The sequence below is a fragment of the Pseudomonas sp. GW531-T4 genome (genome assembly GCF_017349615.1).
In the GTDB taxonomy this organism is placed as follows: domain Bacteria; phylum Pseudomonadota; class Gammaproteobacteria; order Pseudomonadales; family Pseudomonadaceae; genus Aquipseudomonas; species Aquipseudomonas chlororaphis_I.
Genome location: NZ_JACMZT010000003.1, coordinates 57,881 through 74,563 on the forward strand (window position 1 = coordinate 57,881; position 16,683 = coordinate 74,563).

Annotated in this window: 13 protein-coding genes; 4 read left to right on the plus strand and 9 right to left on the minus strand. The window is 63.5% G+C overall.

Annotated elements, in window-relative coordinates:
* Window positions 1-24: 24 nt before the first annotated feature.
* Window positions 25-1,371 (minus strand): metalloprotease PmbA, encoded by a 1,347-nt coding sequence (pmbA, locus tag J4D28_RS03185; protein WP_009046994.1) that lies wholly within the window; start codon window positions 1,369-1,371, stop codon window positions 25-27.
* Window positions 1,372-1,479: 108 nt separating this feature from the next.
* Here pmbA and yjgA point away from each other — a divergent pair, with 108 nt between their 5' ends.
* Entirely contained in the window at window positions 1,480-2,001 is a 522-nt protein-coding gene (gene yjgA, locus J4D28_RS03190; RefSeq protein WP_009046993.1) for a ribosome biogenesis factor YjgA, read from the plus strand.
* A gap of 48 nt (window positions 2,002-2,049) precedes the next feature.
* Here yjgA and tldD read toward each other — a convergent pair whose 3' ends face one another.
* The 8 genes from tldD to mreB form a co-directional block, all read right to left on the minus strand.
* The gene (gene tldD, locus J4D28_RS03195) at window positions 2,050-3,492 is read right to left on the minus strand and encodes a metalloprotease TldD (protein ID WP_007929903.1); all 1,443 of its coding nucleotides are present in this window, start codon (window positions 3,490-3,492) and stop codon (window positions 2,050-2,052) included.
* Window positions 3,493-3,519: 27 nt separating this feature from the next.
* Window positions 3,520-4,365, minus strand: a complete 846-nt coding sequence (locus J4D28_RS03200) for a carbon-nitrogen hydrolase family protein (protein WP_103330562.1) — start codon at window positions 4,363-4,365, stop codon at window positions 3,520-3,522.
* 58 nt (window positions 4,366-4,423) lie between these two features.
* A complete protein-coding gene (locus J4D28_RS03205) occupies window positions 4,424-8,227 on the minus strand; it encodes a YhdP family protein (protein WP_103330565.1) in 3,804 nt (1,267 codons plus the stop codon).
* A 73-nt stretch (window positions 8,228-8,300) separates the two neighbouring features.
* Window positions 8,301-9,758 carry a ribonuclease G gene (gene rng / locus J4D28_RS03210; protein ID WP_007929907.1) on the minus strand — a complete coding sequence of 486 codons (1,458 nt, stop codon included), beginning with the start codon at window positions 9,756-9,758 and terminating at the stop codon, window positions 8,301-8,303.
* 57 nt (window positions 9,759-9,815) lie between these two features.
* Window positions 9,816-10,415: a nucleoside triphosphate pyrophosphatase gene (locus J4D28_RS03215; RefSeq protein ID WP_053268213.1), complete on the minus strand. Its 600-nt coding sequence runs from the start codon at window positions 10,413-10,415 to the stop codon at window positions 9,816-9,818.
* Window positions 10,416-10,458: 43 nt separating this feature from the next.
* Window positions 10,459-10,935: a rod shape-determining protein MreD gene (gene mreD / locus J4D28_RS03220; RefSeq protein ID WP_009042183.1), complete on the minus strand. Its 477-nt coding sequence runs from the start codon at window positions 10,933-10,935 to the stop codon at window positions 10,459-10,461.
* Window positions 10,935-12,053, minus strand: coding sequence for a rod shape-determining protein MreC (gene mreC, locus J4D28_RS03225; RefSeq protein WP_081001205.1), 1,119 nt, complete (start codon window positions 12,051-12,053; stop codon window positions 10,935-10,937). The genes mreD and mreC overlap by 1 nt, the downstream gene beginning before the upstream one ends.
* Before the next feature lie 141 nt (window positions 12,054-12,194).
* Entirely contained in the window at window positions 12,195-13,232 is a 1,038-nt protein-coding gene (mreB, locus tag J4D28_RS03230; RefSeq protein WP_002555108.1) for a rod shape-determining protein MreB, read from the minus strand.
* Between the two features lie 210 nt (window positions 13,233-13,442).
* Between mreB and gatC the strand changes: the two genes are divergently transcribed.
* From gatC to gatB, 3 genes are read left to right on the plus strand one after another with little or no spacing between them, the layout of a single operon-like run.
* Window positions 13,443-13,730 carry an Asp-tRNA(Asn)/Glu-tRNA(Gln) amidotransferase subunit GatC gene (gatC, locus tag J4D28_RS03235; protein WP_009042181.1) on the plus strand — a complete coding sequence of 96 codons (288 nt, stop codon included), beginning with the start codon at window positions 13,443-13,445 and terminating at the stop codon, window positions 13,728-13,730.
* A gap of 16 nt (window positions 13,731-13,746) precedes the next feature.
* Window positions 13,747-15,198 carry an Asp-tRNA(Asn)/Glu-tRNA(Gln) amidotransferase subunit GatA gene (gene gatA, locus J4D28_RS03240; protein WP_103330568.1) on the plus strand — a complete coding sequence of 484 codons (1,452 nt, stop codon included), beginning with the start codon at window positions 13,747-13,749 and terminating at the stop codon, window positions 15,196-15,198.
* Window positions 15,199-15,208: 10 nt separating this feature from the next.
* The gene (gene gatB / locus J4D28_RS03245; RefSeq protein WP_081362683.1) at window positions 15,209-16,654 is read left to right on the plus strand and encodes an Asp-tRNA(Asn)/Glu-tRNA(Gln) amidotransferase subunit GatB; all 1,446 of its coding nucleotides are present in this window, start codon (window positions 15,209-15,211) and stop codon (window positions 16,652-16,654) included.
* The last annotated feature ends 29 nt before the right edge of the window (window positions 16,655-16,683 follow it).

A 16,683-nucleotide genomic window follows, 5' to 3' on the forward strand; every position in this document is an offset into this window, starting at 1 on the left:
CGCTTTCGTTGCCGCTGCTGCGATTTAGCTGCCGGCGACCGTCATGCGTTCGATCAATACCGAACCGGTGCGGATGTTGCTGCGCAGCTCCAGATCGTTACCCACGGCGATGATCTGCTTGAACATGTCGCGCATGTTGCCGGCAATGGTCACTTCCTGGACAGCGAACTGGATTTCGCCATTTTCGACCCAGAAACCGGCCGCGCCCCGAGAGTAATCGCCGGTGACCATGTTCAGCCCGTGGCCCATCAGCTCGGTGACCAGCAGGCCCCGGCCCATGCGGCGCAGCAAGGCCGCCTGGTCTTCCTCGCCATGGGTCACGAACAGGTTGTGCACGCCACCGGCGTTGGCGGTGCTGGGCAGGCCGAGCTTGCGCCCGGAATAAGTCCCCAGCACGTAGGACACCAGTTCGCCGTTCTCGACGAAAGGCTTGGCGTAGGTAGCCAGGCCATCGCCATCGAAGGCCGAACTGCCCAGGGCGCGCATCAAGTGCGGACGCTCATCGATGGTCAGCCACTCGGGGAACAGCCGCTGTCCCAGCGCGCCCTCGAGGAAGGACGACTTGCGGTACAGGTTGCCGCCGGAAATCGCCCCCAGGAAACTGCCGAACAATCCACCAGCCAGTTCCGCGGAAAACAGCACCGGCACTTCGCAGGTCGGTACCGGGCGCGCGCCCAGGCGGCTCGCGGCCCGTTGCGCGGCGCGCTGGCCGATGGTCACCGGGTCCGTCAGCAGATGGCCCTGGCGATTGACGTCATACCAGTAGTCACGCTGCATCTGGCCGTCGGCCTCGGCGATCATCACGCAGCTCAAGCTGTGCCGAGTCGAGGCGTAACCGCCGATAAAACCGTGGCTGTTGCCGTACACACGGCAGCCCTGGTGGGTGCTTAGGGTGGTGCCATCGGCGTTCTTGATCCGGCTGTCGGCGGCAAAGGCCGCGGCTTCACAGGCCAGTGCCCGTTCGATGGCTTGCTCCGGGGTAATGTCCCAAGCGTGAAACAGGTCGAAGTCCGGCACGTCCCGGGCCATCAGCGCGGCATCGGCCAGCCCCGAGCTTTCGTCTTCCGAGGTGTGCTTGGCGATGGCCAGGGCCGCGGCAACGGTTTCGCGAATCGCCTCGGGACCACTGGCCGAAGTGCTGGCCGAGCCCTTGCGCTGGCCGACGTAGAGCGTGATGCCAAAACCCTGGTCGCGATTGAATTCGACGGTTTCCACTTCCCGCTGGCGAACCGAAGTCGACAGGCCCTGCTCCAGAGAAACCGCCACTTCGCAGGCACTGGCGCCCTGGCGCTTGGCCTCGGCGATGATCTGCTCGACTTGTTCCTGCAGTGCCGGCAAAGCCTGCGGGCCGACGCTTTGTGCTGCACTCATGGTTTTCTCCACTCAAATTCTGCTTTCGGTTAAGGCCTTCGAGCGACCGGGCCGGACAAGCGGCCCCCGACTGGTTATCATGGCGGCGTTTCTTTGCGGACTGCCACCATGGTTGATTCTTACGACGACTCCCTCGATGGGGAGAAAAGCAAATCCCAGGTCAAACGCGAGCTGCATGCTCTGGTTGACCTCGGCGAGCGCCTTACAACACTCAAGCCCGACTTGCTGAACAAACTGCCGTTGACCGACGCCCTGCGCCGGGCCTTGGCGGATGCGCCCAAGCATGTCGCCCATATCGCGCGTAAACGCCACCTGCAATTCATCGGCAAGCTGATGCGCGATCAGGACACCAGCGCGATCCTGGTGCTGCTGGACCAGCTCGACGCCTCGACTCGCCAGTACAACGAACGTTTCCATGGCCTGGAGCGCTGGCGCGATCGCTTGATCGCCGGCGATGACGCGGTCCTGGAGAAGTTCGTCGCTGACTATCCGGAAGCGGATCGTCAGCAGTTGCGCTCCCTGATTCGTCAGGCCCAGCATGAGGTGGCCCATAACAAGCCGCCTGCCTCCAGCCGTAAAATCTTCAAATACATCCGCGAGCTGGACGAGACTCAACGCGGCCTGCGCTGAGCCTCGGTTCGGGTGGGTTGCCCTGCAACTCACCCGCCGCTTCACGCCTCAAGCGCCCGTGCCACCCACGGTGATCGCATCGATCTTCAAGGTCGGCTGGCCGACACCCACCGGCACCGACTGCCCATCCTTGCCACATGTCCCCACGCCACTGTCCAGCGCCAGGTCGTTACCGACCATCGACACCCGGCTCATGGCTTCCGGCCCGTTGCCGATCAGGGTCGCGCCTTTGACCGGCGCGGTGATCTTGCCGTCTTCGATCAGATACGCCTCACTGGTGGAGAACACGAACTTGCCACTGGTGATGTCCACCTGACCGCCACCCAGGTTGGCGCAGTAGATGCCTTTTTTCACCGAGGCGATGATTTCCGCCGGATCGCTTTCGCCACCCAGCATGTAGGTGTTGGTCATGCGCGGCATCGGCAGGTGCGCATAGGATTCGCGGCGACCGTTGCCGGTGCGGGCCACGCCCATCAGGCGGGCATTGAGCTTGTCCTGCATATAGCCCTTGAGCACACCGTTCTCGATCAGGGTAGTGCACTCGGTCGGGGTGCCTTCGTCGTCGATGCTCAGCGAACCACGCCGCCCGGCCAGGGTGCCATCGTCGACGATGGTGCAGAGTTTCGAGGCCACCATCTCGCCCATGCGCCCACTGTAGGCCGAGCTGCCCTTGCGGTTGAAATCGCCTTCCAGGCCGTGACCCACCGCTTCGTGCAACAGCACGCCGGACCAGCCGGAACCCAGTACCACCGGCAGAGTGCCAGCTGGCGCAGGGATGGCTTCCAGGTTGACCAGGGCCTGACGCAAAGCCTCACGGGCGTAACCCATGGCGCGGTCCTCACTGAGGAAATAACGGTAATCGGTGCGCCCGCCGCCGCCATGACCGCCACGCTCGCGGCGGCCGTTCTGCTCGACGATTACGCTGACGTTGAAGCGCACCAAAGGCCGTACATCCGCCGCCAGGCCACCATCGGTGGAGGCTACGAGAATGCGCTCCCAGACCCCGGCCATGCTGACGCTGACCTGCTGGATGCGTGGGTCCAGAGCGCGGGTCGCGGCGTCGACACGCTTGAGCAGCTCGACCTTTTCCGCGCGGCTGATGACTTCCAGGGGGTTGTCCGGCGCATACAGCTGGGCCACGTCCTGGGTGGTAAAGGCCTGCACGGTGCCGTTCTGCCCGGCACGGGAAATCGAGCGCGCGGCCCGGGCAGCCAGGCCGAGCGCTTCGAGTGTGATGGCATTGCTGTAGGCAAAACCGGTTTTCTCACCCGACTGCGCCCGCACGCCAACGCCCTGGTCCAGATTGAAGCTGCCTTCCTTGACGATGCCGTCTTCCAGCGACCAGGACTCGGAAATCTGCCCCTGGAAATACAGGTCGGCGGCATCGATGCCCGGGCCGGCCAGATCGCCGAGCACGCCCTGCAGGCTTTCCAGGGTCACGCCGCCGGGCGCCAGAAGGTGTTCACTGACTGAAGATAACAACCCGCTCATATGCTTTACGCCTTAAATTCGTCGTTCTTAAGCAAGTCGCTGCGCGCCTTGCGAGAAAAAGCGCCGGTGACTGGCCACCGGCATGCGCGCCCGGATGGACGCCTGTTCGCTGCTGTCGCGCTCGGCCAGCAGCACGGCCTCGCCTTGATCCTGTTGCGCCAGCACCCGACCCCAGGGGTCGACGATGGCCGCATGGCCGAAGGTCTCCCGGGGTCCCGGATGAATGCCGCCCTGCGCCGCCGCCAGCAGGTAACACTGGGTTTCGATGGCCCGGGCACGGATCAGTACGTCCCAATGCGCCGCGCCGGTCACGGCGGTGAACGCCGAAGGGGCGCTGATCAGTTCCGCCCCGGCGGCTCGCAATTCGCTGTACAGCTCGGGGAAACGCAGGTCGTAGCACACGGTCAGGCCAACCCGGCCCACCGGCGTATCCGCCACCACCACCACCACCTGCTCTCCATGAGCATAGTCATCCGACTCCCGGTAACGGCCGCGATTGTCGGCCACGTCCACGTCGAACAGATGCAGCTTGTCGTAGCGCGCCACTTGCTCGCCGTGCTCGTCGATCAGCAGCGAGCAGGCACGGGCCTTGGCCTCCGGCTGGTCCACCGGGGGCAGCGGCAAGGTGCCGGCCACTATCCATAACTTGAGGTCGCGGGCAGTCTGTTTCAACCAGGGCAGGATCGGACCTTCGCCCCGCGCCTCGGCACGACCGATGGCCGCCGCGTCGCGGCGTCCCATGGCGGCGAAGTTTTCCGGCAGTACAGCCAGCTGCGCACCGCCGGCAGCCGCCTGTTCCAGCAGGCTGCGCGCCTGCTGCAAATTAGCCAGCACGTCGCTCTGGCTGACCATTTGAATCACCGCAAGAGACATGGCGCACTCCAGGTTGGATATGTGGCCATGCTACTCCATAGGCCCGGGCCGCGGTTTTTCAAAAAGGCTTGTCGAAGGTGATTTTCGGGTCCTTCCAGGGCCCTTTGACGCTGTACTGGACGCTGGCGAAGCGCGACACCCGGTCGCCGATCAGCTTGTCGATCAGGAACAGCGCCCCGCCGACCGCCGGCGCACCGACGATCAGCGCGGCGATCGGCAGGTTGTTGGTCACCGGCAGCGTCACCAGCAGCTTCGAGTCCACCTGGTCGGCCACCAGGTCCAGGGTGCCATTGAGTTCCAGGTTGCTCGACGGCCCGGTCAGGGTGATGGGTTCGCGGGTCACGTAGACGCCGTTGCTGGCCACCAGCAAACCCTTGACCCGGTCGTAGCTCAGGCCCTTGCCGAACAGGTCGGAGAAGTCCAGGCGCAGGCGCCGGCCGATGGAGTTGAAGTTCAGCAGGCCGAAGACCCGCAGGGCCTGTGCCCCGCCTTCGACTTCCACGAACTGGCCTTTGCGCAGGGTCGCATCCAGGCTGCCCGAGAACCGCTTGAGCCCGACCCAGGCCGGCGACCCGGGCCAGCGCCCGTCCACATCCATATGGAATTCTTCGCTGGTCACGGTCGGCGCAAAGCCCCAGCCCTTGAGCACGTCCGCCAGGTTCTTGCCGCCCAGGCGGCCCTTGTACCAGCTGGTGGCCGCGCCGGGTTCGCCTTCCCAGCCGCCGGCGCCTTGCAGGACCATGCCCTTGAGGCCCAGGTCGAGGCTGTTGAAGGCCATGCCCTTGGCGGTCGGGCGCACTTTCAGCGACCAGGCGCCGATCAGGTCGTTGCCCTGGTACAGCTGATTGATCGAGAGATCCAGCGCCGGGACTTTCTTCGGGTCGACCGAGGCCAGCGGGTCCGGTGCGTTCTCGTCGGCCTGCACCGTCGGATCGGCGGCTGGCAGGCGCACGTACTGCAGATTGACCGCCATCGGCGCGGCCTTGGCATCGGGAATCGCCACGTTGCCCTTGGCCTGCTGGCTGTCGAGCTGCAGGGCCCAGGAGGATGGCTTGCGCGTCAACTGCACACGGGCCTCATCCAGGGTTGTGCCAAAACCGCTGAGCTTGCCGACCCGGAAGTCGGCGCCACTGAGCAGTTGCTTGGCGCTACCGCCCGCGTCCTGCCCGGCATAGCGATCGACCAGCGCCTTCCACGGCTCCACATCCAGTTCCGACAGCACACCGCGCACCCGCAGGCCCTTGCCCCCCGGCAACACGGCGTCGCCCTCGCCGAGGAACAACTCGCCACGGCCATCGGCAAAATTGCCGCTCGGCGCAGCGAAAGTAAAGTTGGCCAGATCGCCGTAATCGAACCAGTAACGCCGCTCGGCGCCCTGCAAGGTCATGCGCAATACACTGTCACGCCCCTGGCTGGCCGCTATGCCGAAAGGCGCGGGCAAGTCGACGGCAACCCCCTTGAGGCTGGAACTGACCATCAGTTGGCTGTCCGCACCGTCGAGGTTGAGCTGCAGCTGGTAGGGAATATCGCCGGAAACCGGCAACGGCTGGTTGTATTTCAGCCACTCCGTGAGCTTATTGACCGACACCTGGCCCTTGGCGACGACCCGGGTATCGAGCTTGCCGGGACGGCCATCGGCAAAGATCTGCGCGGTCACCGGGCGCTCGAAGGCCTGGACGCTGATGCCCTGGCCGCTCAAGCCTTTGCTGCTGTCGAAACGGAAATCGCCCTTGAGCTGGCTCAACTCCAACTCCGGTTCGCTCAACTTGAGCCGTGCCTTGTTGGTCTTGAAGTCCACCAGCACCTTCGGCTCTTCGCCCTTGACCAGCGGGATATCCAGCTTCAGCTTGCCCTGCAGGTCGCCCTCGCCCTGCCAGCCGGCAAAGGTCGGGCCCGTGCCGATCGGCGCTTCCTGAAGAATTTTCAGACCATCACCCAGGCCGCCGGCGAACTCGCCGTCGATGAACATATGGGTGCTTTGCCCCGCGGGTACATGGGGAATATTGACGTAGACGTCGCTCACCTGGGTGTCGAGCAACTGGCCCTTGCTGGCCAGGATGCGCACACCGCTGTCCTCGATGAACACATCGCCGCTGACCTTGCCGATATGCGGCCAGCCCGGCTGGAAGGCCAGCTCGGCATCGTGCACCTTGAAGAACAGGCTGATGCTGCGCGCGGTGTCGGCCGCGCCATGGTTCAGCGAACCCTGGTACTGGAAGAAACCTTCATCCACCGCGCCCTTGAGGATCGCCGTGCGCAGCCATTCGTCCAGGGCCGGGCTGAGCACTTCGGGCAGGTACTTGGCAGTATAACGACCGTCGCCATCGACCAGGCCGACCCGCAGGTCCATATAGTCTTCCTGGGTGTGGTCGAAATGCAGGCGGATCAGGAAGTCGCCGGCGATCTTGCCCTCCTCGCCCAGGACCTTGAGGTACGGCGCGATTAGGGTGAAACCCTGCTGGTCGAGCTTCCAGGTCAGCCGGGCATTGGCCTGGAGGTACTGCCAGGGCTTGGCGAAGATCGGGTCCAGGTGCAAGGCAAAGTCCTTGCTGTCCATGCGCAACTCGCCCTGCCCCAGGTCGCCGCTGATGCTGCCACTGACGTTACGGGCCGCCGGCGCGCCGTGATAGGCGTTGAACCCGACCTGTTCCAGGTTGGCAGCAAAACTCAGGCGCTGATCGCCGCTGACCTGCGGCCGGAAGTCGAACAGGATGTTGCGCAGCGCGCCCGTGACCTTGAGGTTGTCGATGATGGTCGCGACCTTTTCCGGCAACGGCGCCCAGGCATCCAGGACCGGCGTGAGCGGCGTCATGTCGAGGCGGTCGGCCTGCAAGTGCCAGAGCTCTTCGGCACTGTTGACGGTACCGGTCTGTTGCAACTGCAGGCGGGACTCCCAGCGCGTCTCGCCGATGTTCATGGCCAGCGAGTCGAAGGCGACGCTGAGGCCCTGGTCGTTGCGCTGGAAATAGGCATTGAGCGCCAGGTTCTTCACGGTGATTGGTTTGCGCTCGTCATAGGCCCCGCTGACCTGCGGTGCATTCAGGCGCGCGACCAGGCTCTGCAATAAACCATCGCCCCAGCTGAGCCAGAACTCGCCACCGGCCTTGAGCTCGGAGAACTTCCACTGCTGGGTTACGTGCGGCGGCAGCCATTTCGCCCAGTTGCTTTGTGGCAGGCTCAGGTAAGCGTCGACCTGCCCTTCGCGCCAGGCGCTGGCGCGGATTCGCGTGCGCAAGCTGACCGCCAGAGGCTGGCCGTCCGGCAGGGTCAGGCGCGCATCCAGGCGTTGACGGCTGGGGCCGGCACGCAGATTGAGGCCGACGTAGGTCAAGGCAATCGCGGGATGGTCGAGCGGTTGCAGGGTCACCTGACTGTCGAGCACCGACAGCTCACTGACCATCTGCATGCGGTTGAGCAATTGCTCGGGGTCGATAGGCTGGTTATCCCGCACCGGCAGGCCTTCGAGCGCCCAGCGCCCATCCGGACCTTCCTTCAGGCTCAGGTTGAGGCCACTGAACTCAAGATGCTTGATCCGCAGCTGGCGCGCCAGGGCGCTGCCGGGCAGATCGGGCGCCACCCGCACCTGATCCAGGCGCAAGGCATTGGCGCCCTCGCCGACTATCACGTCGCGGGCCAGCAGGATCGGCGAGAACCCGCTCCAGCTGCCTTCCAGCCGGCCGATCTGCACCGGCATGCCCAGGGCTTCCTGAGCCTTGGCCTGGACCTCGGCCTGATATTCAGCCACCAGCGGGGTCAGTTCCCGACCCAGGCTGACGTACAAGGCCGTCAGCACCAGCAGCAATGCACAAAGCCCCAGCCCCCAGCGGGTCAGAGCAGCGAGAAAGCGCATCAGACGCTCCATGTCAGTTGGCCCCCGTGGCAAGAGTCATGCACAACGAGGCCAGCTGTATCCGGTAAATGTAAGGTACGCGGACTCAGAGCAGCACCACGTCGTATTGTTCCTGGGAATACATGGTTTCGACCTGAAAACGGATGGTCCGGCCGATAAAAGCCTCCAATTCCGCGACGTTACCCGACTCTTCGTCGAGCAGCCGGTCGACCACTTTCTGGTTCGCCAGGACCCGATAACCTTCGGCCTGATAGGCCCGCGCCTCCCGCAGGATTTCCCGGAAGATTTCGTAGCAGATGGTCTCCGGGGTTTTCAGCTTGCCGCGGCCCTGGCAGCTGCTGCAGGGTTCGCACAGCACCTGCTCCAGGCTCTCCCGGGTACGCTTGCGGGTCATCTGCACCAGGCCCAGCTCGGTGATGCCGATGATGTTGGTCTTGGCATGATCGCGCTCCAGCTGTTTTTCCAGGGTGCGCAGCACCTGGCGCTGGTGTTCTTCATCCTCCATGTCGATGAAGTCGATGATGATGATCCCGCCCAGATTGCGCAGGCGCAGCTGGCGGGCAATGGCGGTCGCCGCTTCGAGATTGGTCTTGAAGATGGTTTCTTCGAGGTTGCGGTGACCGACGAAAGCCCCGGTGTTGACGTCGATGGTGCTCATGGCTTCCGCCGGGTCGACCACCAGGTAACCACCGGACTTGAGCGGCACCTTGCGCTCCAGGGCTTTCTGGATTTCGTCTTCGACGCCATACAGGTCGAAGATCGGCCGCTCGCCCGGATAGTGTTCCAGGCGATCGGCGATTTCCGGCATCAGTTCGGCGACGAACTGCGTGGTTTTCTGGAAGGTTTCCCGGGAGTCGATGCGGATCTTCTCGATCTTCGGGCTGACCAGGTCGCGCAGCGTACGCAGGGCTAGGCCCAGGTCTTCGTAAATGACGCTGGGGGCGCCGATGGTCTTGATCTGCGCGCCGATCTGATCCCACAGGCGGCGCAGGTAACGGATGTCCATCATGATTTCGTCGGCGCCCGCGCCCTCGGCGGCGGTACGCAGGATAAAACCACCGGCTTCCTTGATGCCTTCCTGGGCCACGCAATCGCTGACCACCTGTTTCAGGCGCTCGCGCTCGGCTTCGTCCTCGATCTTCAGCGAGATGCCGACATGGGCGGTGCGCGGCATGTACACCAGGTAACGCGAAGGGATCGACAACTGGGTAGTCAGGCGCGCGCCCTTGGAGCCGATCGGGTCCTTGGTCACCTGCACCACCAGGCTCTGCCCTTCATGGACCAGGGCGCCGATGCTTTCCACCGCCGGCCCTTCGCGCAGGGAGATTTCCGATGCATGAATGAACGCCGCGCGATCCAGGCCGATATCGACGAACGCCGCCTGCATGCCGGGCAGAACCCGAACCACCTTGCCTTTATAGATATTGCCGACAATTCCGCGACGCTGGGTACGCTCGACATGGACTTCTTGCAGCACACCGTTTTCGACCACCGCCACGCGCGACTCCATCGGCGTGATGTTGATCAGAATCTCTTCACTCATGGCAGGGTCTCGTTCAGGCATATTCACTATGGATGGCCGCATCAGCAGGTACGGCGCTTAGCGCACTGCAAGGTTTTGCCAACAGGGTATGCCGAAATGGCCAAGTAGTTCTGCGGTTTCGCATACCGGCAAGCCGACGACAGCGGAATAACTGCCATTGAGCCCTGCCACGAATATCGCCGCAAGCCCCTGGATGCCATAGCCGCCGGCCTTGTCACAGGGCTCGCCGCTGGCCCAGTAGCGGGCTGCCTCGTCATCGCCGATCGCCCGGAAGCGCACCAGGCTGCGCACCACCCGCGACTCGCAGCGCTGGCCATCGAGCACGGCAATGGCGGTCAGCACTTCATGTTCGCGATCCGACAGGGCCATGAGCATCGACTGCGCATCGGCCTGGTCCAGGGGCTTGCCAAGAATTCGCCCATCCAGGACCACCGCGGTGTCTGCGCCCAGGACACAGGCCGCAGACGGGTCATCGGCGATCAGCGCATACCCGGCCGCCGCCTTGTCGCGCGCCAGGCGCTCGACATAGGCCACCGGGCTTTCATCGGGGAAAGGAGTTTCGTCGATATCCGCGCTGATGGCGGTAAAAGGCACGCCGATCTGCGTGAGCAGTTCGCGTCGACGGGGCGAGCCTGAGGCGAGGTAAAGCGATTTCATCAAGACATCTCCCTGTCGAGGTACGGGCAAATGCCTGACCGAATCAGTTGATTTTGAAACGTCGGCGCAACCCGCGCAAACCGAAGCTGACCCAAGGCCAGAGCAAGGCACTGACCAATGCCGGCAGAACCAGCGCGAGGGTCGGTTGACGGTTGCCGGTCAAGGCGCTGAGCCACAGCTGGACCAGTTGCGCCAGGCCGAAGATCACCAGGATCACCAGGCTTTGCTGCCACATCGGGAACATGCGCAAGCGTTGTTGCAACGACAGCACCAGGAAAGTGATCAGGGTCAGGATCAGCGCGTTCTGCCCCAGCAATGTGCCGTACAGCACATCCTCGGCCAGCCCCAGGCACCAGGCCGTGACCATGCCGACCTTATGCGGCAGGGCCAGGGCCCAGAACGCCAGCAGCAAGGCCAGCCAGAGCGGGCGCAGGATTTCCATGAATTGCGGCAAGGGGGACACGCTGAGCAGCATGCCGATGGCGAAGGTCAGCCAGACCATCCAGCCGTTTCGGGACATTATTCTCTTCCTCCCGTGGAGGCCGGGGCCGCGGCAGGCGGCTTGGGCGCGGCGGATCTGGTGACGGCTGGCTTGACCGGAGCCGGATGGGCCACGGGCTTGACCGGGGTCGCGGCGGCTGGTGTCGCGGGGGCTGCGGCTGGAGCAGCCGGAGCAGTTGGAGCGGTCGCGGCCGCTGGCGTCGCGGGCACGACAGGCTTGGGCACGGTCGCCGGAACCACCGGAGTGACGGCGCCACCCTGCTGATCCTGCGCTTCCTGAGCCTGGGCGGCGTCGTTGGCACGCTCTTCGGCGGTGCGGTTATCGCTGAACACCAGCAGCAGGTATCGGCTGCGGTTCAAGGCGGCCGTCGGCACGGCGCGCACTATGGCGAATGGCTGGCCGGAGTCATGGATCACTTCCTTGACCGTCGCTACCGGGTAACCCGCAGGGAAACGCTGGCCCAGGCCGGAGCTGACCAGCAGGTCGCCTTCCTTGATGTCCGCGGTGTCGGCCACATGACGCAGCTCAAGGCGCTCCGGGTTGCCGGTGCCGCTGGCAATCGCCCGCAGACCGTTGCGGTTTACCTGGACTGGAATGCTGTGGGTGGTGTCGGTGAGCAGCAACACGCGGGAGGTGTAAGGCATCAGTTCGACCACCTGCCCCATCAGGCCGCGGGCATCGAGCACCGGTTGCCCGAGCACCACGCCGTCGCGCTCACCCTTGTTGATGATGATGCGATGGGTGAAGGGGTTGGGGTCCATGCCGATCAGCTCGGCCACTTCGACCTTCTCATTGACCAGCGCGGAAGAGTTGAGCAACTCGCGCAGGCGAACGTTCTGTTCGGTCAAGGCGGCGAGCTTTTGCATGCGGCCCTGGAGCAACAGGTTTTCGGTCTGGAGTTTTTCGTTTTCGGCGACCAGCTCGGTGCGGCTGCCAAACTGACTGGCCACACCCTGCCATAGCCGTTGCGGCAGGTCGGTGATCCAGTAGGACTGCATCAGCACCAGCGACATTTGGCTACGCACTGGCTTGAGCAGTGTGAAGCGGGCATCGACCACCATCAGCGCGACCGATAGCACGACCAGCACCAACAGGCGTACGCCCAATGAGGGGCCTTTGGCGAAAAGCGGTTTAATAAGCCGCTCCTCCCAGGCAAATGTTCTCTTTATTCATACGGCTTCAAACCGGCCTGGAGCAGAATGACAGAAGATAAACGCCAACAGGCAGCACTGCAAAGTGCTGCCTGCGAGCGGAACACATGGATGCACCCGGCGCGATTATTCGCTGGAGAGCAGGTCCATGGTGTGTTTGTCCATCATTTCCAATGCACGGCCACCGCCGCGGGCTACGCAGGTCAGCGGGTCTTCGGCGACGATCACCGGCAGACCGGTTTCCTGGGCCAGCAACTTGTCCAGGTCGCGCAGCAGGGCGCCACCACCGGTCAGCACCAGGCCACGCTCGGCGATGTCCGAAGCCAGTTCCGGAGGCGATTGCTCCAGCGCGCTTTTCACGGCCTGAACGATGGTTGCCAGGGACTCTTGCAGAGCTTCCAGCACTTCATTGGAGTTCAGGGTGAATGCGCGTGGCACGCCTTCGGCCAGGTTACGGCCACGAACGTCGACTTCACGGACTTCGCCGCCCGGGTAGGCAGTACCGATTTCCTGCTTGATGCGCTCGGCGGTGGACTCGCCGATCAGGCTGCCGTAGTTGCGACGCACGTAGGTGATGATCGCTTCGTCGAAACGGTCGCCGCCGACACGTACGGATTCGGCGTACACCACACCGTTCAGGGAGATCAGGGCGATCTCGGTGGTACCGCCACCGATATCCACAACCATCGAACCGCGGGCTTCTTCGACCGGCAGGCCGGCACCGATCGCGGCCGCCATCGGCTCCTCGATCAGGAACACTTCACGGGCACCGGCACCGAGGGCCGATTCACGGATGGCACGACGTTCAACCTGGGTGGACTTGCATGGAACGCAGATCAACACACGAGGGCTGGGCTGCAGAAAACTGTTTTCGTGAACCTTGTTGATAAAGTATTGCAGCATCTTTTCGCAGACACTGAAGTCGGCGATCACGCCGTCCTTCATCGGACGAATGGCAGCAATGTTGCCCGGAGTACGACCGAGCATGCGCTTGGCTTCGGTACCGACAGCCACGACACTTTTCTGATTACCGTGGGTCCGAATGGCCACAACCGATGGTTCATTCAGGACAATACCGCGCTCGCGCACGTAAATAAGGGTGTTGGCAGTGCCCAGGTCAATGGAAAGATCGCTGGAAAACATGCCACGCAGTTTCTTGAACATGGGAAAGGGACCCTAGGCAACGCGTGGGTAAAAAAGTGCGGCAAACTCTAACAACGACAGGGATTTTGGGCAAGGCGCCAATATGTTAAATTGACTGCTTTTCTGTGCACCAACCCCCACAATCGCGGCCTTATGACCGTAGAAATGCGGTAGTGTTCCGACAATCTAACACACGGACGAGATCCGTTCTGTTTTCCACTGGAGAATCCCATGGCGCTTGAACGCTCCGACGTGGAAAAAATCGCTCATCTGGCCAGCCTTGGCCTCAATGAAGCCGATCTTCCACACATCACCTCCGACCTGAACAGCATTCTCGGGCTGGTGGATGCAATGCAGGCAGTCGATACCGACGGTATCGAGCCCCTGGCCCACCCGCTGGAAGCCAGCCAGCGCCTGCGCGCAGACGTTGTGACCGAGTCCAATCATCGCGAGGCCTATCAGTCCATCGCACCAGCGGTCGAAAACGGCCTGTACCTGGTTCCGAAAGTCATCGACTAAAGGGAAAGAGCCTGCAATGCATCATATGACCCTGGCCGAGATCGCCCGCGGACTCGCCGACAAGAAGTTTTCCTCCGAAGAGCTGACCAAGACCCTGCTGGCGCGTATCACCCAGCTCGACCCGCAGCTCAACAGCTTCATCAGCCTCACCGAAGATCTCGCGCTGCAGCAGGCCAAGGCCGCTGACGCCCGTCGCGCGAACGGTGAGAGCGGCGCCCTGCTCGGCGCGCCGATCGCCCACAAGGACCTGTTCTGCACCCAGGGCATCCGCACCAGCTGCGGCTCGAAGATGCTCGACAACTTCAAGGCGCCCTACGACGCCACCGTGGTCGCCAAACTGGCCGCCGCCGGAACCGTGACCCTGGGCAAGACCAACATGGACGAATTCGCCATGGGCTCGGGCAACGAGACCAGCTATTACGGCGCGGCGAAGAACCCATGGAACCTGGAACGCGTTCCGGGCGGTTCGTCCGGCGGTTCGGCCGCCGCAGTGGCCGCGCGCCTGTTGCCTGCCGCCACCGGCACCGACACCGGCGGCTCGATCCGCCAGCCGGCGGCGCTGACCAACCTCACCGGCCTGAAGCCGACCTACGGTCGCGTTTCGCGCTGGGGCATGATCGCCTACGCCTCCAGCCTCGATCAGGGCGGCCCGCTGGCGCGCACCGCCGAGGACTGCGCGATCCTGCTGCAAGGCATGGCCGGCTTCGACCCGCAGGACTCCACCAGCATCGACGAGCCGGTTCCGGACTACAGCGCCAGCCTCAACGGCTCGCTGCAGGGCCTGCGCGTCGGCGTACCCAAGGAATACTTCAGCGCCGGCCTCGACCCGCGCATCGCCGAGCTGATCCACAACAGCGTCAAGGAGCTGGAAAAGCTCGGCGCCGTGATCAAGGAAATCAGCCTGCCGAACATGCAGCACGCGATCCCGGCGTACTACGTGATCGCTCCTGCGGAGGCCTCCTCCAACCTGTCGCGCTTCGACGGCGTGCGGTTCGGCTATCGCTGCGAAGATCCGAAGAACCTCACCGACCTGTACAAGCGCTCCCGTGGCGAAGGTTTCGGTAGCGAAGTGCAGCGCCGGATCATGGTCGGTGCCTACGCCCTGTCGGCTGGTTACTACGACGCCTACTACCTGAAGGCGCAGAAGATCCGTCGCCTGATCAAGAACGACTTCATGGCTGCCTTTAATGAAGTCGACATCATCCTTGGCCCGACCACGCCGAACCCGGCCTGGAAAATCGGTGACAAGAGCAGCGACCCGGTCGCTGCGTATCTGGAAGACGTTTACACCATCACCGCCAACCTCGCGGGTCTGCCGGGCTTGTCCATGCCCGCCGGCTTCGTCGATGGCTTGCCGGTCGGCGTGCAGTTGCTCGCCCCGTATTTCCAGGAAGGCCGTCTGTTGAACGTTGCCCACCAGTATCAGCTGAACACTGACTGGCACACCCGCACACCAACCGGCTTCTGAGGAGAAACACATGCAATGGGAAGTCGTGATCGGGCTGGAGATTCACACCCAGCTCACCACCAAATCGAAGATTTTCTCCGGTAGCTCCACCGCCTTCGGTGCCGAGCCCAACACCCAGGCCAGCCTGGTAGACCTGGGCATGCCCGGCGTACTGCCGGTGCTGAACCAGGAAGCGGTGCGCATGGCGGTCATGTTCGGCCTGGCCATCGACGCCGAGATCGGCCAGCACAACGTGTTCGCCCGCAAGAACTACTTCTACCCGGACCTGCCCAAGGGCTACCAGATCAGCCAGATGGAACTGCCGATCGTCGGCAAGGGCCACCTGGACATCCCGCTGGAAGACGGCACGGTCAAACGCGTCGGCATCACCCGCGCGCACCTGGAAGAAGATGCCGGCAAGAGCCTGCACGAAGAGTTCAACGGTGCCAGCGGCATCGACCTGAACCGCGCCGGCACCCCGCTGCTGGAAATCGTTTCCGAGCCGGACATGCGCAGCGCCAAGGAAGCCGTGGCCTACGTCAAGTCGATCCACGCCCTGGTGCGTTACCTGGGGATCTGCGACGGCAACATGGCCGAAGGCTCCCTGCGCTGCGACTGCAACGTCTCGGTACGCCCGAAAGGCCAGACCGAGTTCGGCACTCGTTGCGAGATCAAGAACGTCAACTCGTTCCGCTTCATCGAGAAAGCCATCAACTCGGAAGTCCAGCGCCAGATCGAGCTGATCGAGGACGGCGGCAAGGTCATCCAGCAGACCCGCCTGTACGACCCGAACAAGGACGAGACCCGTCCGATGCGCAGCAAGGAAGAAGCCAACGACTACCGTTACTTCCCCGACCCGGACCTGCTGCCAGTGGTCATCGAGGACTCGTTCCTCGACCAGGTACGCGCCACCCTGCCGGAACTGCCGCCGCAGAAACGCGAGCGTTTCCAGGAGCAGTTCGGCCTGTCGGTCTACGACGCCAGCGTACTGGCCTCGAGCCGTGAGCAGGCGGACTACTTCGAGCAAGTAGTGAAGATCGCCGGTGACGCCAAGCTGGCGGCCAACTGGGTCATGGTCGAGCTGGGCAGCCTGTTGAACAAGCAGGGCCTGGAAATCGACGAGGCTCCGGTCTCGGCCGAACAACTGGGCGGCATGCTGCTGCGCATCAAGGACAACACCATCTCCGGCAAGATCGCCAAGACCGTGTTCGAGGCCATGGCCAATGGCGAAGGCCAGGCCGACGAGATCATCGACAAGCGCGGCCTCAAGCAGGTCACCGACACCGGCGCCATCTCCGCCGTGCTGGACGAAATGCTGGCGGCCAACGCCGAGCAGGTCGAACAGTATCGCGCCGCCGATGAAGCCAAGCGCGGCAAGATGTTCGGCTTCTTCGTCGGCCAGGCGATGAAGGCCTCCAAAGGCAAGGCCAACCCGCAACAGGTCAACGAACTGCTGAAAAGCAAGCTCGAAGGCTGATAGCGGCGTGGATGGCGGGCATTCGATAG